The 23,121-nt window shown below is 72.4% G+C and carries 24 protein-coding genes and 2 pseudogenes; 12 read left to right on the top strand and 14 right to left on the bottom strand.

Annotated elements, in window-relative coordinates:
• Positions 1 to 24 precede the first annotated feature (24 nt).
• The 4 genes from AMETH_RS08000 to pucD are packed head-to-tail and all read left to right on the top strand — an operon-like array spanning position 25 to position 4,929.
• A complete protein-coding gene (locus AMETH_RS08000) occupies positions 25 to 894 on the top strand; it encodes an FAD binding domain-containing protein (protein WP_017987549.1) in 870 nt (289 codons plus the stop codon).
• A complete protein-coding gene (locus AMETH_RS08005; RefSeq protein WP_017987550.1) occupies positions 885 to 1,340 on the top strand; it encodes a (2Fe-2S)-binding protein in 456 nt (151 codons plus the stop codon). Before AMETH_RS08000 ends, AMETH_RS08005 begins: the two co-directional genes overlap by 10 nt.
• Positions 1,337 to 2,668, top strand: a complete 1,332-nt coding sequence (locus tag AMETH_RS08010; RefSeq protein ID WP_017987551.1) for an 8-oxoguanine deaminase — start codon at positions 1,337 to 1,339, stop codon at positions 2,666 to 2,668. Before AMETH_RS08005 ends, AMETH_RS08010 begins: the two co-directional genes overlap by 4 nt.
• The gene (pucD, locus tag AMETH_RS08015) at positions 2,665 to 4,929 is read left to right on the top strand and encodes a xanthine dehydrogenase subunit D (RefSeq protein ID WP_017987552.1); all 2,265 of its coding nucleotides are present in this window, start codon (positions 2,665 to 2,667) and stop codon (positions 4,927 to 4,929) included. The genes AMETH_RS08010 and pucD overlap by 4 nt, the downstream gene beginning before the upstream one ends.
• A 105-nt stretch (positions 4,930 to 5,034) precedes the next feature.
• Here the strand turns inward: pucD and AMETH_RS08020 are convergent, their stop codons facing one another.
• On the bottom strand, positions 5,035 to 5,454 hold the full coding sequence (locus AMETH_RS08020) for a nitroreductase family deazaflavin-dependent oxidoreductase (protein WP_017987553.1): 420 nt from the start codon (positions 5,452 to 5,454) through the stop codon (positions 5,035 to 5,037).
• A gap of 10 nt (positions 5,455 to 5,464) precedes the next feature.
• Complete coding sequence (locus AMETH_RS08025; protein WP_209436855.1) at positions 5,465 to 5,974, bottom strand: LmrA/YxaF family transcription factor; 510 nt, start codon at positions 5,972 to 5,974, stop codon at positions 5,465 to 5,467.
• Positions 5,975 to 5,983: 9 nt separating this feature from the next.
• Here AMETH_RS08025 and AMETH_RS35570 point away from each other — a divergent pair, with 9 nt between their 5' ends.
• Together AMETH_RS35570 and AMETH_RS08030 are read left to right on the top strand one after the other, a co-directional pair.
• On the top strand, positions 5,984 to 6,193 hold the full coding sequence (locus tag AMETH_RS35570; protein WP_051079504.1) for a hypothetical protein: 210 nt from the start codon (positions 5,984 to 5,986) through the stop codon (positions 6,191 to 6,193).
• A complete protein-coding gene (locus AMETH_RS08030) occupies positions 6,154 to 6,609 on the top strand; it encodes an alpha/beta fold hydrolase (RefSeq protein WP_051079505.1) in 456 nt (151 codons plus the stop codon). Before AMETH_RS35570 ends, AMETH_RS08030 begins: the two co-directional genes overlap by 40 nt.
• On the opposite strand, the gene AMETH_RS08035 is transcribed toward AMETH_RS08030, so the two are convergent.
• The 5 genes from AMETH_RS08035 to AMETH_RS08055 form a co-directional block, all read right to left on the bottom strand.
• Entirely contained in the window at positions 6,557 to 7,900 is a 1,344-nt protein-coding gene (locus AMETH_RS08035; RefSeq protein ID WP_017987555.1) for a nucleobase:cation symporter-2 family protein, read from the bottom strand. The two genes, AMETH_RS08030 and AMETH_RS08035, sit on opposite strands and share 53 nt — an antisense overlap.
• 25 nt (positions 7,901 to 7,925) lie before the next feature.
• On the bottom strand, positions 7,926 to 8,801 hold the full coding sequence (gene pucL / locus AMETH_RS08040; RefSeq protein WP_017987556.1) for a factor-independent urate hydroxylase: 876 nt from the start codon (positions 8,799 to 8,801) through the stop codon (positions 7,926 to 7,928).
• A 2-nt stretch (positions 8,802 to 8,803) separates the two neighbouring features.
• Positions 8,804 to 9,121: a hydroxyisourate hydrolase gene (gene uraH / locus AMETH_RS08045; RefSeq protein ID WP_017987557.1), complete on the bottom strand. Its 318-nt coding sequence runs from the start codon at positions 9,119 to 9,121 to the stop codon at positions 8,804 to 8,806.
• Positions 9,118 to 9,588: a 2-oxo-4-hydroxy-4-carboxy-5-ureidoimidazoline decarboxylase gene (uraD, locus tag AMETH_RS08050; protein ID WP_017987558.1), complete on the bottom strand. Its 471-nt coding sequence runs from the start codon at positions 9,586 to 9,588 to the stop codon at positions 9,118 to 9,120. Before uraD ends, uraH begins: the two co-directional genes overlap by 4 nt.
• 83 nt (positions 9,589 to 9,671) lie before the next feature.
• Positions 9,672 to 10,142 (bottom strand): helix-turn-helix domain-containing protein, encoded by a 471-nt coding sequence (locus AMETH_RS08055; protein ID WP_017987559.1) that lies wholly within the window; start codon positions 10,140 to 10,142, stop codon positions 9,672 to 9,674.
• A gap of 56 nt (positions 10,143 to 10,198) precedes the next feature.
• Between AMETH_RS08055 and allB the strand changes: the two genes are divergently transcribed.
• Together allB and alc are read left to right on the top strand one after the other, a co-directional pair.
• Positions 10,199 to 11,518 (top strand): allantoinase AllB, encoded by a 1,320-nt coding sequence (gene allB, locus AMETH_RS08060; protein WP_017987560.1) that lies wholly within the window; start codon positions 10,199 to 10,201, stop codon positions 11,516 to 11,518.
• A complete protein-coding gene (gene alc, locus AMETH_RS08065) occupies positions 11,518 to 12,522 on the top strand; it encodes an allantoicase (protein WP_017987561.1) in 1,005 nt (334 codons plus the stop codon). The genes allB and alc overlap by 1 nt, the downstream gene beginning before the upstream one ends.
• 141 nt (positions 12,523 to 12,663) lie before the next feature.
• On the opposite strand, the gene AMETH_RS08070 is transcribed toward alc, so the two are convergent.
• The 5 genes and pseudogenes from AMETH_RS08070 to AMETH_RS42425 all read right to left on the bottom strand — a co-directional run.
• On the bottom strand, positions 12,664 to 13,437 hold the full coding sequence (locus AMETH_RS08070; protein WP_017987562.1) for an MBL fold metallo-hydrolase: 774 nt from the start codon (positions 13,435 to 13,437) through the stop codon (positions 12,664 to 12,666).
• 103 nt (positions 13,438 to 13,540) lie between these two features.
• On the bottom strand, positions 13,541 to 14,071 hold the full coding sequence (locus tag AMETH_RS08075) for a CoA-binding protein (RefSeq protein ID WP_017987563.1): 531 nt from the start codon (positions 14,069 to 14,071) through the stop codon (positions 13,541 to 13,543).
• A complete protein-coding gene (locus tag AMETH_RS08080) occupies positions 14,068 to 15,360 on the bottom strand; it encodes an O-acetylhomoserine aminocarboxypropyltransferase/cysteine synthase family protein (RefSeq protein WP_017987564.1) in 1,293 nt (430 codons plus the stop codon). The genes AMETH_RS08075 and AMETH_RS08080 overlap by 4 nt, the downstream gene beginning before the upstream one ends.
• The gene (locus AMETH_RS42420; RefSeq protein ID WP_410468247.1) at positions 15,357 to 15,851 is read right to left on the bottom strand and encodes an FAD-binding protein; all 495 of its coding nucleotides are present in this window, start codon (positions 15,849 to 15,851) and stop codon (positions 15,357 to 15,359) included. The genes AMETH_RS08080 and AMETH_RS42420 overlap by 4 nt, the downstream gene beginning before the upstream one ends.
• Positions 15,797 to 16,456: pseudogene (locus tag AMETH_RS42425) on the bottom strand (FAD-binding protein); the annotation flags it as partial. The gene AMETH_RS42420 and the pseudogene AMETH_RS42425, both read right to left, overlap by 55 nt.
• A gap of 64 nt (positions 16,457 to 16,520) precedes the next feature.
• On the opposite strand from AMETH_RS42425, the pseudogene AMETH_RS08090 reads away from it, so the two are divergent.
• Positions 16,521 to 17,183 (top strand): annotated as a pseudogene (locus AMETH_RS08090) (alpha/beta fold hydrolase); the annotation flags it as partial.
• Here the strand turns inward: AMETH_RS08090 and AMETH_RS08095 are convergent.
• Positions 17,170 to 17,805 (bottom strand): (2Fe-2S)-binding protein, encoded by a 636-nt coding sequence (locus AMETH_RS08095; RefSeq protein ID WP_017987567.1) that lies wholly within the window; start codon positions 17,803 to 17,805, stop codon positions 17,170 to 17,172. The pseudogene AMETH_RS08090 and the gene AMETH_RS08095 sit on opposite strands and share 14 nt — an antisense overlap.
• Positions 17,802 to 18,647, bottom strand: a complete 846-nt coding sequence (locus AMETH_RS08100) for a putative RNA methyltransferase (protein ID WP_017987568.1) — start codon at positions 18,645 to 18,647, stop codon at positions 17,802 to 17,804. Before AMETH_RS08100 ends, AMETH_RS08095 begins: the two co-directional genes overlap by 4 nt.
• Before the next feature lie 220 nt (positions 18,648 to 18,867).
• On the opposite strand from AMETH_RS08100, the gene AMETH_RS08105 reads away from it, so the two are divergent.
• The 3 genes from AMETH_RS08105 (at position 18,868) to AMETH_RS08115 (ending at position 23,106) form a co-directional block, all read left to right on the top strand.
• Entirely contained in the window at positions 18,868 to 20,256 is a 1,389-nt protein-coding gene (locus AMETH_RS08105; RefSeq protein ID WP_051079508.1) for an ammonium transporter, read from the top strand.
• The gene (locus AMETH_RS08110; RefSeq protein WP_017987570.1) at positions 20,253 to 20,591 is read left to right on the top strand and encodes a P-II family nitrogen regulator; all 339 of its coding nucleotides are present in this window, start codon (positions 20,253 to 20,255) and stop codon (positions 20,589 to 20,591) included. The genes AMETH_RS08105 and AMETH_RS08110 overlap by 4 nt, the downstream gene beginning before the upstream one ends.
• A 202-nt stretch (positions 20,592 to 20,793) precedes the next feature.
• A complete protein-coding gene (locus AMETH_RS08115) occupies positions 20,794 to 23,106 on the top strand; it encodes a [protein-PII] uridylyltransferase (protein ID WP_017987571.1) in 2,313 nt (770 codons plus the stop codon).
• Positions 23,107 to 23,121: the final 15 nt, after the last annotated feature.

Here is a 23,121-nt window from a genome sequence, read left to right on the forward strand (position 1 = left end):
TGCCTCCGGCGTCTACTTCTTGGCATGGAATTCCTGCGACCGGCGAACCTGGCCGAGGCGCTCGCCGCGAAGGCCGAGCGCCCGGACGCCGTGCCACTGGCGGGCGGCACGGATGTCATGGTCGAGCTGAACTTCGACCACCGCCGTCCGGAGGCGCTGCTCGACCTGACCCGCGTCGCGGAACTGGCCGGGTGGACCGTCGAGGACGGCGTGGTCCGGCTCGGCGCGGGCGTTTCCTACACGCGGCTGATCACCGAGCTGGGTGAAAAGCTGCCCGCGCTGGCGATGGCTTCGCGCACGGTCGGCTCGCCGCAGATCCGCAACCGCGGCACGGTCGGCGGCAACCTCGGCGCCGCCTCGCCCGCGGGGGACACGCACCCGGTGCTGCTCGCCACCGGCGCGCGGGTCGAGGTCGCCTCCACGCGGGGCACCCGGATGATCGATGCGGACGACTTCTACGTCGGCGTCAAGAAGCACAGCCTCGCGCCCGACGAGCTGATCGTGGCCGTGCACCTGCCGGTCGCGAGCGCGCCCCAGCAGTTCGCGAAGGTCGGCACACGCAACGCCATGGTGATCGCGGTGTGCTCGTTCGCCGTCGCGCTCGATCCGGAGCACCGGTGCGCGGGCGCGGCGATCGGCTCCGCGGCGCCCACTCCCCGCCGAGCCGCCGAAGCCGAGGAGTTCCTGGCCGCCGAGCTGCCGTGGGACGCGCCCGCGCCGCTCCGCGACTCGGTCAAACGGCGCTTCGGCGAGCTGGTCGCGTCGGCGGCCGCGCCGATCGACGACGTGCGCGGCACCGCGGAGTACCGCAAGCACGCGCTGGCGGTGCTCGCCCGCCGGACACTCGGCTGGGCCTGGCAGGACTACCTGGGAAGTGAGCGGACATGCGCGTGAACGTGACGGTCAACGGCGAAGCCCGGCAGGCCGACGACGTGTGGGAGGGCGAGAGCCTGCTCTACCTGCTGCGCGAGCGGCTCGGCCTGCCCGGCTCGAAGAACGCCTGTGAGCAGGGCGAATGCGGTTCCTGCACGGTCTACCTGGACGGCACGCCGGTCTGTGCGTGCCTGGTCGCCGCGGGGCAGGCCGAGGGACGCGAGGTGCGCACCGTCGAAGGGCTGGCCGACGGCGACCGGCTCGATCCGGTGCAGCAGTCCTTTGTGGACGCGGGCGCCGTGCAGTGCGGCTTCTGCACGCCCGGTCTGGTGGTCGCCGCGCACGACCTGCTGAACCGGGTACCGAACCCGAGCGACGAGGAGATCCGGGAGGCGCTCGCCGGGAACCTCTGCCGCTGCACGGGCTACGAAAAGATCCTCGACGCGGTGCGGGCGGCGGCGAAATGACCCTGATCCTGGAGAACGCCGCCATCGCGACGGTCGACGCCGACGGCGCCGAGCACCGCAGCGGGCACGTCGTCATCGACGGCGACACGATCACCGCCGTCGGCCCCGGTCCGGCGGGCGTGCCGGGGGAGCGGCTCGACGCCGCAGGCTGCCTGGTCACGCCCGGCCTGGTCAACACGCACCACCACCTGTACCAGTGGGCCACCCGCGGGCTCGCGGCCGACGCCACGTTGTTCGAGTGGCTGGTCCACCTGTACCCGGTCTGGAAGCGGCTGGACGCCGGCATCACGCACGCCGCCGCGACCGCCGGGATGGCGCACCTGGCGATGACCGGCTGCACCACGGTCGCCGATCACCACTACGTATTCCCACAGGATAGCGACCAGATCGAGGCGCTCGTCGCGGCGACGAACCGGATCGGCGTGCGCGCGCACCTCGTGCGCGGGTCGATGGACCGCGGCGAGTCCGACGGCGGCCTGCCGCCGGACAACCTGGTGGAAACCACCGAAGCCGCGTTGCTGGGCACCGAAGCCGCGATCGACGCCCACCACGACCCGGCGCGGAACTCGCGCATCCGGATCGCCGCCGGGCCGTGCTCGCCGTTCTCGGTCAGCGAGGATCTGATGCGGCAGGCCGCGGATCTGGCGCGGCGCAAGGGAGTCCGGCTGCACACCCACCTCGCCGAGACGCTGGACGAGGAAGAGCAGTGCGTCGCCGAGAACGGCTGCACGCCCGCCGAGTACGCCGACAAGCTGGGCTGGCTCGGCGACGACGTGTGGCTCGCGCACACGGTCCACCTCAACGGCCCGGCGATCCGCCGCATGGGCGCCACCCGCACCGGTTCGGCGCACTGCCCGACGTCGAACGGCCGCCTCGGCACCGGGATCGCGCCGGTGCGGGACCTGCTCGACGCCGGCGCCCCGGTCGGCCTCGGGGTCGACGGCGCCGCGTCCAACGAGTCCGGCGGGCTCGGCGAGGAGCTGCACCAGGCGTTGCTGCAGGCGCGGCAACGCGGCGGCCCGACCGCGCTGGCCGTCCGCGAGGCGTTGTGGATGGGCACCATGGGCGGCGCGCGCTGCCTCGGCCGGGACGGCGAGCTCGGCTCCATCGAGCCCGGCAAGCTCGCCGACCTCGCCGTGTGGAACCTGAACGGCCTGCGCTACGCCGGGATCGAGGACCCGCTGGCCGCGCTCGTGCTCGGCGCGACCCCGCCGCTGAAGCTGCTGCTCGTCGGGGGCCGGCCGGTGGTCGCCGACGGCGAGCTGCGCACGGACGACGAGACCGCGATCGCGGGCGAGCTGGCGGCCGCGAGCAGGAGGTTGCGATGACCACGTCAGTCGAGCGCACCGGCACGGCCGACGGCATCGGCGCCAGCCCGCGCCGCCCGGACGGGATCGTGAAGGTGCGCGGCGAGTTCGCGTACTCCTCGGACCTGTGGCACGAGGACATGGTGTGGGGCGTGACCCTGCGCAGCCCGCACCCGTCGGCCCGCATCACCGGCATCGACATCACCGAGGCGCTGAAGGTGCCGGGTGTGGAGGCCGTGCTCACCCACGAGGACCTGCCGGGCGCCAACCGGTACGGCCTGGAGCACCCGGACCAGCCGGTGCTGGCCGTCGACGTGGTGCGCTACCAGGGCGAACCGGTCGCGCTCGTGGCCGCCGACCACCCGGAGACCGCGCGCCGGGCGATGCAGCGCATCCGGGTCGGCTACGAGGTGCTGGAACCGGTCACCGACGCCGAGCGCGCGGTGCGTGGCGACGGGCCGAAGGTGCACCCGAACGGCAACGTCGTGCGGCACGTGCCGATCCGCCGCGGCGACCTGGCCGCGACCGCCGACGTGGTGGTGTCGGGCGTGTACGAGGTGGGCATGCAGGACCAGGCGTTCCTCGGCCCGGAGTCCGGGCTCGCGGTCCCGGCCGAGGACGGCGGCGTCGACCTGTACGTCGCGACGCAGTGGCTGCACGTCGACCAGCGGCAGATCGTCGCGGCGCTCGGGTTGCCCGAGGACAAGGTGCGGCTCACGCTCGGCGGGGTCGGCGGCGCGTTCGGCGGGCGCGAGGACCTGTCCATCCAGATCCACGCGTGCCTGCTCGCGCTGCGCACCGGCAAGCCGGTGAAGATGGTCTACAACCGCGAGGAATCGTTCTACGGTCACGTGCACCGGCACCCGGCGAAGATGTACTACGAGCACGGCGCCGACCGGGACGGGAAGCTGGTCTACGTCAAGGCGAAGCTCTTCCTCGACGGCGGCGCGTACGCGTCGTCCACCGGCGCGGTCGTCGCCAACGCCGCGACCCTCGGCGTGGGGCCGTACGACGTGGACAACGTGCGGGTCGACTGCTGGGGCGCGTACACGAACAACCCGCCGTGCGGGGCGATGCGCGGCTTCGGCGCGGTGCAGGCGGCGTTCGCGTACGAGTCCCAAATGGACAAACTCGCGCAGGCGTGCGGGCTGGACCCGGTCGAGGTGCGGGTCCGCAACGCGATGAGCGAGGGCTCCCGCATGCCGACCGGGCAGGTCGTGGACTCGGCCGCGCCGGTCGCCGAGCTGCTGCGGCGGGTGGCCGCCAAACCGCTGCCGCCTGCGCCGACCGGCGAGCGGGACCTGCGGACGTTGCCCGGTGGCGTCTCGAACACCACCCACGGCGAGGGGGTCGTGCGTGGCGTCGGGTACGCCGTCGGGATCAAGAACATCTGCTTCTCCGAGGGCTTCGACGACTACTCGACCGCGCGCGTGCAGCTGCGGGTCGTCGGCGGCGAGGCGGCCGCGACGGTGCAGACCGCGGCGTGCGAGGTCGGGCAGGGCCTGGTCACTGTGCTGCAGCAGATCGTGCGCACCGAGCTGGGAGTGGAGCAGGTGACGATCCTGCCGGCGGACACCTCGATCGGCGACGCAGGTTCGACCTCGGCGTCCCGGCAGACGTACGTGACCGGGGGAGCGGTGCGGGCCGCGTGCGTCGCGGTGCGGACGGCGCTGGCCAAGCGGATCGGATCGCCCGACCTGGAACTCGTCGGCGGCAAGCTGGTGTCCACCCGGGACGGCGTGGTCGCCGACCTTGCCGACGCGCTCGGCGAAGACGTCTACGACGAGACGGTGGAGTGGCGGCACCGGCCGACCGAGGTGCTCGACCCGGAGACCGGCGCGGGCAACGCGCACGTGCAGTACGGGTTCGCCGCGCACCGGGCGGTGGTGGACGTGGACACCGAGCTGGGGCTGGTAAAGGTGGTCGCGCTGGACTGCGCGCAGGACGTCGGGCGGGCGCTCAACCCGCAGGCCGTGCTGGGCCAGATCCAGGGCGGTTCGGCGCAGGGGCTCGGACTGGCGGTGATGGAGGAGATCCAGACGTGGGACGGGAAGATCCGCAACCCGTCGTTCACGGACTACCTGATCCCGACGGTGCTCGACATGCCACCGATGGACATCGACGTGCTGGAACGGGCCGACCCGAACGCGCCCTACGGCCTGCGCGGAGTCGGCGAGCCCCCGACGATCTCCGCCACCCCGGCGATCGTGGCAGCCATCCGCGCCGCGACGGGCAAGGAACTGCCGCGGGTCCCGGTGCGCCCGGAGCACATCGTCAGCTGAGGCGCCCGTGACGGCGCCGGGTTCACGACCACCTCGGCCCGGGAAGGAAATCGCCGCGGGTTCCCGGCGCACACCATCAGCGGCACCGGAAACCGCGGCGGCGGATCAGGCGCGTTCCAGTACCACGACGGGGATTTCCCGCGAGGTCTTCTTCTGGTACTCGTCGTAGTCCGGCCACACCTCGGCCATCTTCGCCCACATCGCGGGCTTCTCGTCGGGCGTGGCCACCCTCGCGACCGCCTTGAAGCGCTCGCCCTTGATCTGGACCTCGACGTTCGGGTCGGCCTGCAGGTTGACGAACCACGCCGGCGGCGCGTCGGTGCCGCCCTTGGACGCCACCACCAGGTAGGCGCCCTCGTGCTCGCGGAAGATCAGGGCGTGCTTGCGCTCCTGCCCGGACTTGCGGCCCTTAGTGAACAGGATCAGGATCGTCGTCCCGTTGCGCCAGTGGTAGCCGTCCTCGCCGTCGGTCTCCAGATAGCGGTCGACGTGCGGCTGGCCGTGCAGATCGATGGCAGAACTCATGAACCCGACACTACCCGCGGGCCCTCCCGGTGAGCATTTCACGAGCGGTCGCCACCGCAGCCTCCCCGGCGACGGCCAGCGGCTCCACGTCCCGCAGCGAACGGCTGAGCACGAAGGCCCCTTCCAGTGAGCTGATCACGGCGATCGCCAGCCGCCGGGCGTCGTCCTCACTGAGGCCCAAACGCGTGAAAACACCCGTCCCGGTGACGATCCAGGCCTCGAACACCTCCGCCGTCGCCCGGCGCAGCGTCTCGTTCGTGCTCGCCACCTCCAGCGCCACGGTGGCGATCGGGCAGGCGTCGGCGTAGTCGGTCTCCCGCAGCGTCACCGCGGCGGCGGCGAAGGCCTGCTCCAGTCCGGTGACCAGGTCCGGCGCCGGCGCGATCAGCAGGTCGAACAGCTTCCCGTACTCCATGCCGGAGCTACGGATCACCTCCTCGGCCAGCTGTTCCTCGCCGCGAGCGCGGAGTTGCTCCGGCGCAACGGCTATACCGGGGCGGGCCTGAAGCAGAGCTCGCACCGGAAGCCGATGAAACCGGACGCCGACCTGTCGCTGCGCGGTCACGTGCGGCTGCTGGCCGAATTCCTGGAGGCGCTCGACCTGCGGGACGTGACGCTGGTCCTCAACGACTGGGGCGGCGGCCAGTTCCTGATCTCCGAACGGCTGGCCGGCCGCGTCGGCAGGCTGGCGCTGGTGGCGTGCGAGGCGTCCGCGTCGCGCGGATCCCCGGCGGCCTGAAGGCGATGCTGCACCTGTTGAAGTTCCGGTTCGTCCAGCGCGCGCCGGGGTCGTCGGGGTGGATGAGCAAGACGCCGGTGCCCGCGGAGGTCATGGACAGCTGGTTCCGCCCGGCCCGCGAGAACCCGGCGATCATGCGGGACGTGCTGAAGTACGGCCTGCACACGCCGCCGAAGGAGACGCTGCTGGAGTGGTCCGGCAGGCTCGGGGAGTTCACCGGGCCCGTGCTCGTGGTGTGGGCGAAGGAGGACAAGCTCATGCCCCGCGAGCACAGGCCGCGGCTGGCGGCGTTGTTCCCGGACGCGCGGCTGGCCGAGGTGCCGGACAGCTACACGCTCGTGCCGGAGGACCAGCCGGAACTGCTCACGAACCTGTTGCGGGAGTTCGTTCCCGTCGCGTCCCGAAAACGAGGTTGAGCACCACGGCGACCACGCAGCCGGCGCTGATCCCGGAGTCCAGCACGGTCCGCACGGCCGACGGGAAGTGCGCGTAGAACTCGGGCGCGGCGATCGGGATGATCCCGACGCCCAGCGCGGCCGCCACGATCGTCACGTTCGCCGGGCGGTCGAACGCGGCCGTGGCCAGGGTGCGGATGCCGGAGACCGCGACGCTGCCGAACAGCACCAGCCCGGCGCCACCGAGCACCGGTTGCGGCACCAGCGCGACCACGCCACCGGCGACCGGGAACAGGCCCAGCAGCACCAGGATCGCGCCGCACGCGGCCACCACGTACCGGCTGAACATGCGGGTCAGCGCGACCAGCCCGACGTTCTGCGCGAAGGCGGTGCAGGCGAACCCGCCGAACACCGTGGACACCGCGGTCGCCACCCCGTCCGCGCGCAGGCCGTCGGCGAGCGTCCGCTGTTCCGTCGGGCGGCCGACCACCTCGCCGAGCGCCAGCATGTCCGCGGTGCTCTCCGCCATGATCACGATCATCACGATCGCCATGGAGACGATGGCCGCGATGTCGAAGGCGGGGCTGCCGAAGTGGAACGGGCTCGCGACGCCGAACGCCGGCGCCCCGCGGAAGGTCGACGTGTCGACCTCGCCGAGCGGCCACGCGATCAGCGTGCCCACCACCAAACCCAGCAGCAACGCGATCCGGCTCCAGAAGCCGGGCAGGAACCGGTTGAACGCCAGCACCGCGAGCAGCGTGATCGCGGCGAGCAGGATGCCGTGCGGTTCGGCGGAGTCCTGCTGTTCGGAGATCCAGTTGACCGCCACCGGCAGCAGCGAGACCCCGATGAGCGTGATGACCGTGCCGGTCACCAGCGGCGGGAAGAACCGCGTTAGCCGGGAGAAGAACGGCGCGGCGAGCACCATCAGCGCGGCGCCGACGAGCGTGGCGCCGTAGACGACGCCGAGCGCGTTCTGCGGCCCGTGCTGCTGCACGATCGCCATCACCGGGGCCACGTTCGCGAACGTGACGCCGTTGACCAGCGGCAACCGGGCGCCGAACCGCCACACGCCGAGGGTCTGCAGCAGGGTCGCCAGCCCCGCGGTGAACAGGCTCGCGCTGATCAGCAGGCTCAGCTGTCCGCCGGACAGGCCGACGGCGCTGCCGATGATCAGCGGCGGGGCGACGACCCCGGCGTACATCGCGGCGACGTGCTGGACGCCACCGACGACGAGTTGGAGCGCCGGTGGTTTGCGGTCGATCGAGTGGATGTCCGAATTGGACGCTGTGGGCGCGGCGGTCGTGGTCACGCGGGTTCTCCCAACTCGCCCGGCGCTACTGCCAGGCGGGGCCCGGGTCCTCCGCGTCGTCGCGCAGGACGGTTCCTTCGATCAGGCCGTACGGACGGTCCGTGGCGTGGAAGACCTCGTTGTCGTTGGTGAGCCCGAACGGGCTGAGGTCGACCACTAAATGGTGCTTGTTCGGCATCGACAGCCGGATCTCGGCCACCTCGCCGCGTGCTTCGAGAACCGCCTCGCCCATCGCGTACAGGGTCTGCTGCAGCGAAAGGCTATGTTTCGTCGCGAACGTCTCCAGCAGAATCCGCCGGATCTCCGCGAAGCTCTTGCGCCAGTCGATGGCGCTGCCTTGGTACCGCCACTGCGCGGTGACGGCGGTGGCCAGGATGCGGTCGTCGGTCTCGGCCAGCGTCGTGTACTCGTCGCGCGGGAAGCCGTGGAACTCCGAGCCGGTGGACTTCAGCACGACCAGGTCGCGCAGGCCGGACACTACCCAGGCGCGGTCGTTCTCGACCGTGACGACGGTGGTCCGCTTCTCCTCGCTCGACCGGGAAAAGGCGTGGTCGTGCGGGCGGCCGCCGACGGTGATGCGGTCCCAGGCGTGCTCGTCGATCGTGACGCGCGCGCCGGTGATCTGGCCGAACCGGCCGACGAAGTGCCTGGCCAGCCGCAGCCCGAAGTCCTCGATCTCGCCGACCGGGCTCTCCTTGGCGAACGCGTAGACGGTGTTCTTCTGCGTGTCGGTGGCGACCACGTCGGAGTTGTCGCCGGTGAGGTGGGTCTTGGCGAGGTCGCCGCGCAGCGCGGTGGAGACCGTGAGGTCCTTGAGGTGGTGCACGTCCCCGGCGCGAGTCACCGTGACGAGGCGGACCCCGGCCTTGCCGTACTGGTTCGGCCCCAGCTTGATCGCCATCGTCAGCTCCCTCGGTAGGTGGAGTAGGAGAACGGGCTCAGCAGCACCGGCACGTGGTGGTGCTGCGTGCCGTCGGTGATCCGGAAGGCCACCGTGACCTCGGGGAAGAACGCGTCCGGGCCGAGGTAGGCGCCGGTGTCGAACACCAGCCGGTAGACGCCGGGGTCGAGTTCCGCGGGGCCGAGGTCGCGGACGCGGCCGTCGTCGTCGGTGCGGCCGCGTGCGATCACCGTTCCGTCGCTCGCTTCCAGCCGCACGGCAACGCCCGCGGCGGGGCGTCCAGCGGCGGTGTCCAGCACGTGGGTGGTCACCAGGCTCATGCCGTCACCGCCTTTCCCAGTCGCAGCACCGCGATCTCGACCAGCTCTCGTCCGGCGACGGCCAGCTCGGTGTCCGGGTCGTTGTGCATGCGCTTCCGCAGGTTCGCCAGCAGTTCGTCGCCGCTGCGGCCGGCCGCGCAGACCAGGAACACGTGCCCGAACCGTTCCTCGTACTCGGCGTTGGCGGCGCGGAACTCCGCGGCCGCGGCATCGTCCACACCGGACTGCTCGTCCCGGGACCAGCCGCCGGACGGTTTCTCGCCGATCCGCGGGTGCGCCGCGATGGCCTGCCGGGTCTCGTCCCCGGTCAGGGTGAGGCGGGCGGCGCCGGTCAGCGCGGCGAGGTCGGGGTAGGGCCGTCCGGCCAGCACCGCGTCCACCCAGCGCGGCACGTCCAGGCACGCGGTGAGCAGTTCCCCGGCCCCGCCGGGAGGCGCGGTGTTGAACTCGGCGAGCGTGACAGTCAAGTGTTCCTCCGGATCACGGTGCTGCCGATTCTGGGAAATGGACGTTACGGTCGTGTTCGACGAGCGTCAACAATTTGTTGAAATCATGGCTCGCGGTTGAGATAGTTGTAGACCGTGAACCGGGTGACGCCGAGTGCTTCGGCGATGGTGGGTGCGGCCCTGCGCATGGCGAACGCGCCGCGCTCCTCCAGCAGGCGCACGGCTCGTTGCTTGCCGGGCCGGTCCAGGTCGGCCAGGCTGCAGCCGAGCTCCCGCTCGACGTCCGCGATCAGCCGCTCCAGCGTGGTGGGCGGCGCGCCGGCCGGTTCACGGCCGGCGGTCGGCGTGGACAGCTGCAGGGTCAGGCGGTTCGCGCCGCCGTCCAGCGCCGCGCGCGCGATGGCCGGGAGCGCGCCGAGCAGGGCGTCCGCGTCGCCGCGGGCGGTGGTGCCGAGCGGGCCGAAGTCCACGGACAGGCCGGCCTCTTCGGCGGCGGCCCTGGCCAGGACGGCGTGCTCGGGCGGCTCGCCCTCGCCGCGGAACGGTTCGGTGGTGAACTCGGCTTGCAGTTCCACGTCCGCACGGTAACCGTACGGGCGGGGAGACTGGAAGCGGACGAAAGGAGTGCCGGGTGGAACTGGTCTTCCGGGCGCGGCGCGCGATCACGGCCGCGGGCGACGGGCCGTGCTCGGTCGGTGTCGACAGAGGACGGATCACGGCCGTCGAACCTGGCCGCGCGTTGTCCGGTGACCGGGTCGTCGAGCTGGGGGAGGACGTCGTCCTGATGCCCGGGCTCGTCGACACGCACGTGCACGTCAACGACCCCGGCCGCGCCGAGTGGGAGGGCTTCGAGACGGCCACCCGCGCAGCCGCGGCGGGCGGGGTCACCACGATCGTGGACATGCCGCTGAACAGCCTGCCGCCGACGGTCGACCCGGACGCGCTGGACGTGAAGCGGAAGACCGCGGCCGGGCGGGTGCACGTCGACGTCGGCTTCTGGGGCGGCGCGATCCCCGGCAACGGCGGGCGACTGGCGGCCCTGCACGAGGCCGGGGTGTTCGGGTTCAAGTGCTTCCTGCTGCACTCGGGCGTCGACGAGTTCCCGCCGCTCGACGACGCCGAACTGGAGGCGGACCTGCGGATCCTCGCCGGGCTGGGCGCGCCGATGATCGTGCACGCCGAGGACGCGCCGACGATCGAGGCGGCGCCGCGACCGCACGGCCCGCATTACGCGGGGTTCCTGGCGTCGCGGCCGCCCGAGGCCGAGAACCGGGCGATCGCGCGGGTCATCGAGCTGGCGCGGCGCACCGGGGCGCGGGCGCACATCCTGCACCTGTCCTCTTCGGACGCCCTGCCGATGATCGCGGCGGCCCGCGCCGAGGGGGTCGCGCTGACGGTCGAGACGTGCCCGCACTACCTCAGTTTCACCGCGGAGGAGATCCGCGACGGCGCGACGCAGTTCAAGTGCTGCCCGCCGATCCGCGAGGCAGGCAACCGCGAGCGGCTGTGGCAGGGGCTGGCCGACGGCGTGATCGACTGCGTGGTGAGCGACCACTCGCCGTGCACGCCGGAGCTGAAGCGGTTCGACAGCGGCGACTTCGGCGAGGCGTGGGGCGGGATCGCCGGGCTGCAGGTCGGGCTGCCCGCGGTGTGGAGCGGGGCCGCGCGGCGCGGGCACACGCTGGCGGACGTGGTGCGCTGGATGGCGACGCGACCGGCGGAACTGGCGGGGATGACGCGCAAGGGACGCATCGCCGTCGGCTACGACGCGGATTTCTGCGCGTTCGCGCCGGACGAGGAGTTCGTCGTGGACGTCTCGAAGCTGCGCCACCGGAACCCGGTGAGCGCCTACGACGGCAGCCCGCTGCGCGGTGTCGTGCGGCAGACGTGGTTGCGGGGCCAGGAAGTCACCGGGGACGATCCGCGGGGCGAGTTGCTGAATCGAGGATAGTGTTGACCGAGCGTCCGGAGTGGACTCATGAGCCGGATCTGGCGTCGCGCCGGGTCGGCGGCAGCGTGGTGTGGGCCAACGACGAGGCCTTCGCCGAGCGGGAGAACCTGATCAAGCCAGGGCCCGCGGAGTTCCGGCCGTGGAACTTCGGGCACAAGGGGCAGATCTACGACGGCTGGGAGACGCGGCGGCGCCGGGAGCCGGGCGTGGACCAGGCGATCGTGCGGCTCGGGTTGCCCGGGGTGGTGACCGGGGTGGTCGTCGACACCGCGTTCTTCACCGGCAACTACCCGCCGTTCGCGTCGGTGGAGGCGGTCGCCGTCGACGGGTACCCGAGCCCGGCGGAGCTGGCGGAACTGGAGTGGACGCCGCTGGTGCCGAAGTCGCCGCTGGCGGGGGACTCGGAGAACTTCTTCGCCGTGTCGTCGCGGCGGCGCTGGACGCACGTGCGGCTGTCGATCCACCCGGACGGCGGAGTCGCGCGGTTCCGCGTGCACGGCGCGCCGGTGGCGGACCCGCGGCTGGTCGACCCGGCGTCCCTGGACCTGGCGGCGCTGGAGAACGGCGCGCGCGTCGTGGGCTGCTCGAACATGTTCTACTCGTCGCCGTCGAACCTGATCTCGCCCGGCTCCGCCGCCGTGATGGGGGAGGGCTGGGAGACGGCCCGCCGCCGCGGCGACGGCAACGACTGGGTGTCGGTCGCACTGGCCGGCGCGGGCGTGCCGCGGCTGGCCGAGCTGGACACGACGCACTTCAAGGGCAACGCGCCGGGCTGGGCGTCGTTGAGCGGACGGCTGGACGGTTCGTGGTTCGAGGTGCTGCCGAGGACCCGCCTCCAGCCCGACACGCGGCACCGGTTCCTGGTCCCGGAGCCACGCGAGCTGAGCGAGGTGCGCCTGGACATCTACCCGGACGGCGGCATGGCGCGGCTGCGCCTGTGGGGCGCGCTGACCGAGCGGGGCCGGACGGACTTCGAGCGGAGGTTCACCGAGAGCGCCGGCTGACGGCGCGCCTGGCGCGCGGTCCTCCGGGCGGCGGGACAGGGGCGTCACCATGCGTGCCCCGCCCGCCCCTGGAGCACGTGTCCGCTGAGCCAGTGGCCGTGCAGCGAGAACACCACCGTGTCGTAGGCGATCCCGAACGCATCAGCTGATATGCGTGCTTTCGCCCGGTTCCAGCACGTGCAGCCGGTCGCTCAACCCCGCCCCGGCGAACGCCTTCCGCACCTCGTCGGGGCCCTCGCTGAAGTGGGCCCACCCGCGGGTGTGCACGGGCACGATGTTGCGCGCTCGCAGCGCATGGGCGGCCTCGGCGGCGTCCTCGCTGGTCAGGGTCAGCGGGGCGCCGTCGAACAGGGACGTGCGCGCGGCGCCGGCGAACAGCACCGCCAGGTCCAGGCGCCGCAGTCGGCGGGAGATGTCCCGCACCACGTCGAGCGACGCGTTGTCCCCGCTGACGTACACCGTCGGCAGGTCCTGGCCGGTCAGCACGAAACCGATGACCTCACCGGTCAGCTCCTCGCTGCCCTTCGGCCCGTGCTGGGCAGGCACGGCGGTCACCGCGACCGGCCCGATGTGCAGCTGGTGCCACGGCGCGAGCCCCTGCGCGGTGCCGCCCAGACGGCGCGCGCCGCTCGGTGTGGTGAGCGTCAGCAGGGCCTCCTCGACGTACCGGCGGCCGTCCGGGTCGAGGTTGTCCGCGTGCTGGTCGTGCGACAGCAGCACCGCGTCGACCGGGCCGATCTCGGCCGCGGACAGGCCGGGGCCCTCCGTCTTCGTCAGCGGCCGCCCCGGCGTCGGCTCGTGCACGCCGGCCGGGCTGAACGTCGGGTCCGTCAGGAACCGCTTGCCACCCACCTCCAGCAGCAGTGTCGGGCCGCCGACGTAGGTCACCTGCACACCGTTCGCCATCACCAGCACCCACCTCCGCACGGGGAACTTCCCGCCACACCACCGAGTCTGACACGAACGGCCGTCCGCGGTGGCGGGTTAGTCGCGCCGGATCGCTTCCGTGGGCGAGGGATCAGGGTTTCAACCGCCGCCGCGAGGAGATCACCCCGGTGTTGAAACCGGCCAGGTGCAACCCGCCCGCGAAGCGCGCGTGCTCGATCTTCACGCACCGGTTCATCACCACGTCGAGCCCCGCCTCGCTCGCCCGCCGCGCTACCGGCTCGTGCCACAGGCCGAGCTGCAGCCACAGCGTCCGAGCGCCCACCTTGATCACTTCCTCGGCCACTTCGGGCAGGTCGGAGTGCTTGCGGAACACGCTGACCAGGTCCGGCTCGCCCGGCACGTCGGCCAGCGACGGGTACACCGGACGGCCCAGCAGCGACGACAGCCGCGGGTTGACGAAGTGCACCTCGTACTCGCTGGAGGACAGCAGGTAGGTCGCGACGAAGTAGCTCGGCCGCGCCGGGTTGTCCGACGCGCCCACGATCGTCACCGACTTCGTCCGCGACAGCAGCGCGAGCCGCTCGCGCGCCGTCGGTGGGGACCAGGACAGGGGCGATTCCGACCGGACGGCTCCGGCTGGCACGGTCGTCTCCAGGCTCATGCGGCCTTCACCGCCGCGGTCAGGGCCTGGTCGATGTCCCACAGGATGTCCTCGGCGTCCTCCAGCCCCACGGACAGCCGGATCAGGTCCGGTCCGACGCCGCCCGCCTTCAGCTGCTCGTCGGAAAGCTGCTGGTGGGTGGTGGAGGCGGGGTGGATGACCAGTGTGCGGGCGTCGCCGACGTTCGCCAGGTGCGACAGCAGCTCGACGGACTCGACGAACTTCTCCCCGGCCGCGCGCCCGCCCTTGACGCCGAACGAGAACACCGCGCCCGGCCCGAGCGGCAGGTACTTCTTCGCCAGCTCGTGGTGCTTGTGCCCGGGCAGCCCGGCGTAACTCACCCACGCCACGCGGTCGTCGGCGTCCAGGAACTCCGCGACCGCCTTGGCGTTGGCGAGATGCGCGTCCATCCGCTGCGGCAGCGTCTCGACGCCCTGGAGCAGCAGGAACGCCGAGTGCGGCGACAGCACCGCGCCGATGTCCCGCAGCTGCTCGGCGCGCAGCCGGGTGCAGAACGCGTACTCGCCGAAGTTTTCCCAGTACTTGAGGCCGCCGTAGCTGGGCACGACCTCGGTCATGCGCGGGAACTTCCCGTTGCCCCAGTCGAAGGTGCCCGATTCGACGACGATCCCGCCGAGCGTGGTGCCGTGCCCGCCGAGGAACTTCGTCGCCGAGTGCAGCACGATGTCCGCGCCGTGCTCGATCGGGCGGCACAGGTACGGCGTCGCGAGCGTCGCGTCGACCACCAGCGGGATGTCGTGACTGTGCGCGAGGTCGGCGAGCCCGGCGAGGTCCGCGATGCCGCCACTCGGGTTGCCGATGACCTCGGTGAAGATCAGCCGGGTGCGGTCGGTGATCGCGGCCGCGTAGTCGTCGAGGCTGTCGCCGGTCACGAAGGTCGTGTCCACGCCGAAGCGGCGCAGCGTCCCGTCCAGCTGGGTGACGGTGCCGCCGTAGAGCCCGCTCGCCGACACGACGTGGTCGCCCGCCTCGGTCAGCGCCGCGAACGTGAGGAACTCCGCGGCCTGCCCGCTGCTGGTCGCGACGCCGCCGATGCCGCCCTCGAGGCTGGCGAGGCGCTCCTCGAAGGCCGCCACGGTCGGGTTGCCGATGCGGCTGTAGATGTTCCCGTACTTCTGCAACGCGAACAGGTTCGCCGCGTCGGCCGCGTCCTCGAAGACGAAACTCGTGGTCTGGTAGATCGGCACCGCCCGCGCCCCGGTCACCGGATCGGGAGACCCGCCGGCGTGCAGGGCGCGGGTGCGGAAGCCCCAGCTGCGCTCACTCACCCGGCCGACGCTACCTCCCGTTCCGCGGACCGGGCCAGCGATCCCAGATGCTGTCCGACCCGGTAGGCCCGCACGACCGCCGAGCCCAGCGTCGCGCCGCCGCCCGGGTAGGCGTCGTGGAACAGGGTCGCCGCGCAGTTGCCCACCGCGTACAGCCCCGGGAGCGGCGCGCCGTCGTGGTCGACCACCTGGCCGTTCCCGTCGGTCGCCAGGCCACCCGCGGTCCCGAGCACTCCGGCGTGCACCGGCACCGCGAAGAACGGCGCGGTCTCGACCGGAGCGAGGCACGGGTTCGGGGTGACCGCCGGGTCGCCGAGGTGGCGGTCCCGCGGGCTCTGACCGCGGCCGAACTCCGGGTCCTCGCCACGACGCGCGGCCGCGTTGAACGCAACGCCTCGACCGTCTCGACGAGAGCCGGATCGATTCCCGCGGCCGCCGCGAGCCCGGCCACGGTGTCCGCCTGGACCATCCACGGTTGCGGACCGGAGCACCCGGCGACGGGGTAGCGGTCCAGGTAGGCGCGGTCGAACACGAGGAACGCGCGCGAGCCGATCGGGCCGAACGCGCGGTTGAGGTCGTGGTAGTTGGTGGCCTCGTTGACGAACCGGCGTCCGGCGGCGGTCACGGTGAGCGAACCGGGCAGCGTCATCTCGACGTTGCCCATCCGGCCGGACTGCTGTCCGTCGTAGCGCGCGGTGGGCGGGGTGAGCACCGGCACGCCCCACACCGCGGTCATGTCGCCGACCGCCGCGCCCGCCCGCAACCCGAGGACCAGGCTGTCACCGGTGTTGCTCCGCGCGCTGATCGGGGTGACCGGGAAGGGCAGGAACGCCTCCCGCAGCGTGGGATTCCACTCGAACCCGCCGGAGGCGAGGACCACGGCCGACGCGCGGATCTCGCGGCCCGCCCGGACGGTCCAGCCGGGTTCGAGCCCGGTCACCGGGGTGCCGGCCACGATGTCGACCTCGCGTTCGAGCGCGGCCACGAGCAGCCGGCCGACGAGCGCGCCGCCCATGGTCCGGACGCCGTCGGCGGCCCGCTGGGCGAGCAGGCCCGGGTCGGCGGCCCCGCCGGCCAGCGCGTCCCGCTCGGCCATCGTGATCAGCGGGAAGTAGGTCGGCGGGCGGGTCGCCTCGGCGAGTCCCGGCCACGGGCGCTACACGACCATCGCGCTCGACCCACCGGGGCACGGGGCGAGCAGCCCGCTCACCCGGACCTTCACACTCGACGAGTGCGCCACCGCGGTCCTCGCGATCCTCGACGCACTCGGGTTCGAGCGGACGCACTTCGTCGGCAACTCCTGGGGCGCGATGGTCGGGGCCACCTTCGCCGCGCGCCACCCGGACCGGGTGCTCACGAGCACGTTGATGAACGGCACCGCCTCCGCGGCCCCGGCCCGTCAGCAGGCCGAGTACGCGGTGCTCGTGGCGGCGGTGCGGCTCCTGCGCGGCATCCGCCCGCCGCTCACCCGGTCGGTGGTCAAGGCGTTCCTCGGGCCGACCTCCCTGCGCACCCGGCCCGAGGTCGTCGCCCGCGTCCTCGACCTCGCCCGCCGCAACGACCCGCGGTCCGTGGCGCACGCGGTGACCAGCGTCGTGTCCCGGCGACCGGACCAGCGCGGGCTGCTCGCCTCGATCAGCACGCCCGTGCTGGTCATCGGCGGCCGGGAGGACGCGACCTACCCGCCCGGCGAGGTCGAGGAGATGGCCGCCGCCATCCCGGGCGCCGAACTGGTCGTCATCGAGGACGCGGCCCACCTCGTCGCCGCCGAGGTGCCGGACACCGTCAACAAGCTGCTGGACGAGTTCCTCAGCCGAACGTGAGGCGCAGCCGCTCCGCCCGCTCCGCCGGCGTCTGGCGTGGGCAGCTGACGCACTTGGGCGCGCCGCCCGTCCGGTAGATCAGGCAGCACGACGCCCGCCGCACCACCGGGGCGCCGCCGACCTCGACGAACCTCGGCCGGGGGAGGTGGTCGCCGACCGCCGCGACCACCGGCTCCGCCAGCGCCACCCCACGCGCCGGGTCGCCGGCCGCCTTCCCGGCCCACAGCAGGACGTTCGCGATCGAATCGGTCGCGATCGCGCACAACGCGCGGGTTCCGGCGCCGCTGACCTCGGCCACGGCGGCGATCCCGGCGTCCAGCGACCCGGCCAGCGCCTTGCCGATCTCGTCCACATCGGACCCCAGCGGCCGCGACGACCGCGCGTCGAGCACCCGGCCGTCGGGCACCACGTCCAGCGTCACCGCCTCCAGCGCCGGGTCCATCGCGCGCCCGGTCGCCACCAGCGGGTCCAGCGCGGGTGTCACCAGCACCGCCGACACCGAGTACCACCAGATCGTCCCCAGCACGACCGGTGCCGCGTCGCCGTACAGCCCAGCGGCCAGGCGCAGCTGCGCGGACAGCCAGTCCCGGTCGGTGATCGCGGTCGCCGGCACGGCTGTCATGCGGTCCTCCGGTACTCCGACAACGAAAACGCGAGCGTCACCGCAGCCGGCCCGGTCACGCCGTCGAGCGCGGCGAGGCGCTCCGGGTGGTGCCCGGTGGGCCCCATCCGCACGGCGTTGCGGACATCGTCCGGTTCCAGCGTCACCCGGTCCCGCAGCGACTGGCGCGACACCAGTTCGAAATGCTCCGACAACGCGGCGTCGAGACGTTCTTCCTTCCGCGGATCCACGTCGAGAACCGGCGCCACCGCCGCGAGTTCGGCCAGGTGCCCCCGTTCGGGCGACACGACGAGCAAAGTCCCGCCCGGCCGCAGTACCCGCCGGAACTCGGCGGCGTTGCGTGGCGCGAACACGTTCAGCACCACCGAAGCCGTCTCCGCCGCGACCGGCCACGGCTCCCACAGGTTCCACACCGCCGCGCCCAGACGGGCGTGCGCCTTCGCGGCCCGTCGCAGGGCGACCGCCGAAACGTCCAGCGCGAGCCCCGCCGCGTCCGGCAGCCGATCGAGCACGCCGGCGAGGTAGTAACCCGTCCCGGCGCCCGCGTCGACCACCAGGCCGTCACCGCCGGTGCCCGCGGCGACCTGCGCCAACAGATCCCGCAACCCGTCGTAGTGCCCCGCGCCCAGGAATGCCACCCGCGCGGCGACCATCTCCGCGGTGTCGGCCGTGCCCGCCGGGATGCCGGCGTGCAGCAGGTTCACATACCCCTGTTTCGCCAGGTCGAACGAGTGCCGCGACGGGCACCGCAGCGACCGCCCGTCGAGGGCGAAGGCGGACGCGCACAGCGGGCACCGCAACGCCGCGACGACGGCGCCGGGCAGCGTGGCGGGCCTGGTCATGCCCCACATCTCATCACACCGGCGGGCTCATCCAACGTCACCGGTGACGGCCGGTATTCGACGCCGACGTTTCGTGACCGGACATATCAGCCCTGGTCGCGCGAAACGTGCTCGTAACAAGAGCGGCGGCACAGTTCACCCACGGGAAACGTGCGAAGTGTCGTCGTGAAACACGGGAATCGAAAACTCCCCGTCAATATCTCGTGTACGGGAGGACGATGTGCTGAACGCAGGAGACACCGCATGGGTGTTGGCCAGCGCCGCGCTGGTCATGCTCATGACACCAGGGTTGGCGTTCTTCTACGGCGGCATGGTCCGCGTGAAGAGCGTCCTGAACATGCTCATGATGAACTTCATCTGCCTGGCGATCGTCGCCGTGCTGTGGAGCCTCTACGGGTTCACGATGGCCTTCGGCGACGACGCGTTCAGCGGGCTGCTGGGCAACTTCAGCCACGCGGGCATGGCGGACACCTGGGGTCAGCTGGTCGGCTTCGCCACCGCGGCTACCGACACGACGCCGGAGATCCCCTGGCCGGGCGGCGACGGCATCCCGATGCTCGTGTTCGCCATGTTCCAGCTGATGTTCGCCATCATCACCCCGGCGCTGATCTCCGGCGCCATCGCCGACCGCGCCAAGTTCTGGGGCTGGGCGCTGTTCGTCGTGGTGTGGGTGACGATCGTGTACTTCCCGGTGGCGCACTGGGTGTTCGCGTTCGACGGCTTCATGAGCCCCGACGCGGCCGGCGGCTGGATCGCCAACAAGCTCAAGGCACTGGACTTCGCCGGTGGCACCGCGGTCCACATCAACGCCGGTGCGGCGGGTCTCGCGCTGGCGCTGGTCCTCGGCAAGCGCCGCGGCTGGCCGCGCGACACCGGCCGCCCGCACAACGTGCCGTTCGTCCTGCTGGGCGCGGGCCTGCTGTGGTTCGGCTGGTACGGCTTCAACGCCGGTTCCGCGCTGAGCGCCGGTGACCTCGCCGGTGTCGCCTTCACCAACACGACCGTTGCCACCGCGGCCGCCGTCCTCGGCTGGCTGATCGTGGAGCAGCTGCGGTTCGGCAAGCCGACCACGCTCGGCGCCGCGTCCGGTGCGATCGCCGGTCTGGTCGCCATCACCCCGGCCGCCGGTTTCGTCACGCCGCTCGGCTCGATCGCGATCGGTGTCATCGCGGGCGCCGTCTGCGCGCTGGCCGTCAGCCTCAAGTACAAGCTGGGCTTCGACGACTCGCTCGACGTGGTCGGCGTGCACCTGGTCGGCGGCCTCGTCGGCACGCTGCTGATCGGCTTCTTCGGCACCACCAGCGTCAACTCGCTCGGCGCCGACGGCCTCTTCTACGGTGGCGGGTTCACGCAGCTGGGCAGGCAGGCCGCCGCGGCCGGCGCCGTGCTGGTGTACTCGTTCGTGCTGACCTTCATCATCGGCGGGATCATCAAGGTCGCCGGCGGTTTCCGGGTCAGCAAGGAGGACGAGATCAGCGGAATCGACGAGGCTCAGCACGCGGAGAGCGCGTACGACTTCGTGGGCGGCAGCATCGGCGGCCACAGTGGATCGTCCCCCGCTCCGCTGCCGTCGAAGGACGGGGCGGCACTGGAAGGAAGCAAGGCATGAAGCTGATCACCGCCATCGTCAAGCCGTTCACGCTGGACGACATCCGCGCCGCGCTGGAGCAGCTGGGCACGCTGGGCATGACCGTCAGCGAAGTGCAGGGCTACGGCAGGCAGAAGGGCCACACCGAGGTCTACCGCGGCGCCGAGTACGCCGTCGACTTCGTGGCCAAGCTGCGGGTCGAGGTGCTCACCGACGACGCCAACGTCGAGAAGGTCATCGAGGCCATCGTCAACGCCGCCCACACCGGCAAGATCGGTGACGGCAAGGTCTGGGTCACCCCGGTCGAGACCGTCGTCCGCGTCCGTACCGGCGAGCGCGGCACGGACGCGCTCTAGCTCTTGTCCCGAAGTGATTCGCGTGGCGGTGCGGGTGGCGGAACCTGAGGCGGCCCCTGGCTCCGGGATCGCCTCCGCATGAATGCCAATCACCATGTCGGCGCTGGCCTCGCCAGGAGCCACCTCAGAACCCGCGGCGGTGCGGGCTGAGTCCCGCACCGCAAGTGGCTCCGCCACTTCGAAACACAACCTAGGAAAGCGGATGGTCGTCGGGGGGGAACTCGCCAAGGCGGCGAACCGGTTGCTGGAAGGCCGGCACGGCAGGCTCGGTGCGTCGGCACTGCGCGCCGCGCTGGTGGACCTGTACGAGTTCTGGCTCAGCAAGGCCGCCGCGGCGGCCGGCGTGGACACCGCCGAACCCGGTGTCGCGCTGGTCGCCGTCGGCGGCCTCGGCCGCCGCGAACTCGTGCCTTTCTCGGACCTGGACCTCGTCCTCGTCCACAACCAGCACCCCGGGATCGCCGAAATCGCCGACGCGCTGTGGTACCCGCTGTGGGACGCGCGCATCGGCCTCGACCACTCGGTCCGCACGCCGGGGGAGGCCCTCCAGGTCGCCTCGGAAGACCTGCGGACCGCGATGGGACTGCTCGACGCCCGGCACATCGCCGGGGACGCCGAGCTCACCGGCAGGCTCGCCACGGCGGCGCGCGACCAGTGGCGCCGCACCGCGCGCAAACGCCTGCCCGAGCTGGCCGAGTCGACCCGTCAGCGCTGGCAGCGCAGCGGGGAGATCGCCCAGTCCGCCGAACCCGACCTCAAGTACGGCCGGGGCGGTCTGCGTGACCTCGGGGTGCTGGAGGCGCTTGCCGTCGCCCAGCTCACCGACCGGCCGGGCGAGGAACTGCGCCAGGCCAGGGAACTGCTGCTGGACGTGCGCACCGAGATGCGGCGCGAACTGCGGCGCGACCGGGACGTACTGTCCGGTGTGGACGCCGAGCTGGTGGCGGCCGAACTCGGGTTCGGCGACCGGTTCACGCTGGCGCGCAAGCTCTCCGGCGCCGGGCGCGCGGTCGGGTACGCGGTCGACGTCGCCTTGCGCGCCACAGCCGAGGTGCCGCGCGGGCGCTTCTCTCGCCGTCCCAGCCGCACCCCGCTGGACGACGGTGTGGTGCTGCACGGGAACGAGGTCGCGCTGGCCAGGGACGCCGTCCCGGCCAAGGACCCCGCGCTGCTGCTGCGCGTCGCGGCCGCCTCCGCCCGCACCCGCACCCCGATTTCCCACGGCACCCTGCGCACGCTCGCCGATTCGGCGCCGGAACTACGCACACCGTGGCCGCCCGACGCGCGGGACTCGCTCACCGAACTGCTCGGTGCGGGCGAGGGCCTGATCGACGCCGTCGAGGCGCTGGACCGCACCGGCCTGTGGGCGCGGTTGTTCCCGGAGTGGGGCGCGGTGCGCGACCTGCCGCCACGGGAGCCGGTGCACGAGTGGACCGTCGACCGGCACCTCGTGCAGACCGCGGTCGAGGCCGCGAAACTCACCACCACGGTGTCCCGGCCGGATCTGCTGCTGCTGGCCGCGCTCCTGCACGACATCGGCAAGGGCCGCGAGGCCGACCACTCCGAGCTGGGCGCCGCGATCTCGTTGCAGGTCGCCCGTCGTATCGGGCTGCCCGACTCGGACGCGGCGCTCGTCTCGGCCGCGGTGCGCCACCACCTGCTGCTCGTGCACACCGCGACCCGGCGCGACATCGAGGAGCCGAGCACCGTCGCGCGGGTGGCCAAGACCGTCGACAACGACGTGGTCCTGCTGGAACTGCTGCACGCGCTGACCCAGGCCGATTCGCTGGCCACCGGGCCCGGCATGTGGACCGACTGGAAGGCCGGGCTGGTCGCCAACCTGGTCAACCGGTGCAGGCAAGTCGTGCAGGGCAAGGGGTTCAGCCCGCCGGAGCCGCTCGACTCGCGCCGGCGCGAGCTGGTCGCCTCGGCGGTGGCGTCCGGGCGCAGCGAAGTGCTGATCACACACGACGGCAAGATGGCCACGGTGGTGGTCGCCGCGCCCGCGCGCACCGACCTGCTGGCCCCCGCGGCCGGGGTGCTCGCGCTGCACTCGCTGGAGGTGCACACCGCGGTCCTGCGCGGCCACGACACCGGACGGGCCGGGATCTTCACCGCGTCCCCGAAGTTCGGTTCGCTGCCCGATCCGGCGCTGCTGCGCGAACAGTTCGCGCGGGCGGTCGCAGGCGGGCTCGCGCTGGAGGCGAAGCTCGCGGCGAAGGAACGGGACTACCAGCCGACCCGGGTGTCGGCCAAGCCGAAGGTGCTGTGGTTCGACGACGAGACCAGCGGCCCGAACACGGTCGTGCTGGAACTGCGGGCCACCGACCGGATCGGCCTGCTGTACCGGGTCGCCGGCGCGCTGCAGTCGTGCGGCGCGGAGGTGAAGTGGGCCAAGGTCGCGACGCTCGGCGCGGCTGTCGTGGACTCCTTCGCCGTGTCCCCGCGCGGCGGGAAGCTGGACCCAGCGTGGCGGCAGCGGGTCGAGCAGGCGGTGCTCGCCGCGGCGGCGTGATCCGCTCCGGGGTGT

Source organism: Amycolatopsis methanolica 239 (assembly GCF_000739085.1).
Lineage (GTDB): Bacteria > Actinomycetota > Actinomycetes > Mycobacteriales > Pseudonocardiaceae > Amycolatopsis_E > Amycolatopsis_E methanolica.